The organism is Mycobacterium sp. WUMAC-067, from assembly GCF_020217485.1.
GTDB lineage: Bacteria > Actinomycetota > Actinomycetes > Mycobacteriales > Mycobacteriaceae > Mycobacterium.
The window spans coordinates 1-2,185 of record NZ_JAEKMI010000133.1; the positions used below are offsets into that span (position 1 = coordinate 1).

The 2,185-nt window shown below is 63.2% G+C and carries 1 protein-coding gene; it reads right to left on the minus strand.

Features of this window, described 5'->3' with window-relative positions:
• Positions 1-115 precede the first annotated feature (115 nt).
• Complete coding sequence (ltrA, locus tag JF781_RS27815) at positions 116-1,570, minus strand: group II intron reverse transcriptase/maturase (RefSeq protein ID WP_033711551.1); 1,455 nt, start codon at positions 1,568-1,570, stop codon at positions 116-118.
• Positions 1,571-2,185 lie beyond the last annotated feature (615 nt).

Genomic DNA, 2,185 nt, shown 5'->3' on the forward strand with positions numbered 1-2,185 from the left:
GTAGGGGTCGGACCGGGGCGCGGTGCCGGGATTGCTCCTGGCCCGTTTCCCCGGCCCGCCCTCCGCACCGGACGTGCGACTCTCGTCGCATCCGGCGCTCCACGGACTGCCACCGTTATGCGGGGACCGAGGTCGCCGCTGTGCTGGTCCACGGTGTGGGGATGTTGCTCGCCCGCCACCGATACCGAGTGATCGGAACGGTGGTGGTATCGAACATGACGATCCCATTCTCTTGCGGACGATTGCCTGGCCTTCCGGTCAGGAACCGCCGGTAGAGCTCCGCCCACGTGATCCGCTTGTGCCGTTTGAGCAGCCACTGGGTGACCCGATGCCAGGCAAAGGAATCGAGGTATCCGAAGGTTGCCTTCGACACACCGTGACGGAAATACGCACACCATCCTCGGAGCACCGGGTTGAGGCGTCCGAGGAGATCAGCAAGGCCATGATGACGTGCCTTCTTGGTCAGCGCCCGCACCTTCGTCATGATCGAAAGCAGCGCCTTCTTCGACGGGTAGGTGTAGACAGCTGCCTTGTTCGTGCCCTTCTTGCGGCGCCGCTGGATGCGGAATCCGAGAAAGTCGAACCCCTCGTCGAGGTGGCATACCTGGGTCTTCTCCACGGATAGCCGTAGCCCCAGTGGGGCAATGACATCCGCGACTTCGTCCCATAATGCGTCCGCGTGCGCTTTGGTTCCGGCCACCATGATCACGAAATCGTCGGCATAGCGGACGATCCGATAGGTGGCCCCGCCACGTTTGCGATGGGCATCTCGCCGCTGAGATGTCCGATGGGCATCCCATTTCACACGGAAATGTGCGTCCAACACCGTCAGAGCGATGTTGGCCAGCAGCGGTGAGAGTATGCCACCCTGGGGTGTGCCGGTATCAGATTCCCTGACCGTTCCGTCGCCAGACATGATGCCCGCCTTCAGGAATGCCTTGATCAGGGCCAGGACCCGCTTGTCGACGATCCGCGTGCGTACTCGTTCCATGATGGCGGAGTGAGCCAGTTCGTCGAAACACGCCGCGATGTCAGCCTCGAAGACCCAGTGATAGTTCCGGGTCCCCAAAGCATGTATCTCGGCGATCGCGTCCTGAGCGCGACGTCGGGGACGGAAACCGTAACTGACCGGCTCGAAATCCGCCTCGAAGATCGGCTCCAACACCAACAGCAACGACGCTTGAACCGTGCGGTCCATCGCCGTGGGAATACCGAGCCGCCTGAGTTTGCTGCTCCCTGGTTTGGGAATGAGTATCTCCCGCACCGGAAGTGGAGCAAATGTCCGTGCCTTCAGTTCGGTTCGAACGTGGCTCAGGAACGCCACCGTCTCGGCATCTCCGGTTATGGACGCAGGAGTCAGCCGGTCGACACCGGCTGAGCGTGCGCCCTTGTTGCCCCGCACCCGTTCCCACGCGACGGTGAGAAAGTCCGGGTGGTGGACGAGGTTGAACACATCATCAAAGCGGCGGTCGGAATCTTCGACCGCCCAGTGGTGCAGCTTGCGTTGCATCTGTCGTACCTGCCATGCCGCCTGATCGGGATCGGGCCATGACAGCTCACCGGTATTCACCAGTGCCTCCGTTCGTGTCGTGTTCGCTGCATCAATTCCGCTGGGGCCCTTCGCCATGCACGAGGCTTTCCCCCGCTCGGACTACTACGGCCCCTCCGCCCCACCGCGTGGCCATCGACAGACGACGCGTCAACCCGGATTCGGCGCCCTCGGCTGAGGACGACGACACGGGAGCCTCGCGATGGTTCCCACGTTCACTGCTGACCGCTCGAGGAGGGAGGTGCCCAGCTATGCCCCTGCGATATCGCCACGGCTACGCCGCAGGCATTCACCGTGGCCTCCAGCGGCAGCGACCTAAACCGCAGCCGGAGTTCCCAACACCGAGACGCCAGTGGTGTTGGTGCGCATCGCAGACCAGCCCGAATCCACCGGGTTAGAGCTGGCGGGAGACTTGAGAGGCGTTAAAACACTGGTTCCTCGCGTACACCTTCTCCTCATGCTTGCCGGACCCAGGCCATCCGGTAGTGCCGGCCTGTCCCGTCGTTGTCGGGGCTGCTTACCACCCTCGCCGGCGTCTCCCGGTCCAGGCTGCCCCCAGCTTCGTTACGCTGCTGCGACAGCACAACGGCGCAGGTCTCTCACCTCCGCTCGGTCACACAGCGCCTCGTGGCGCAC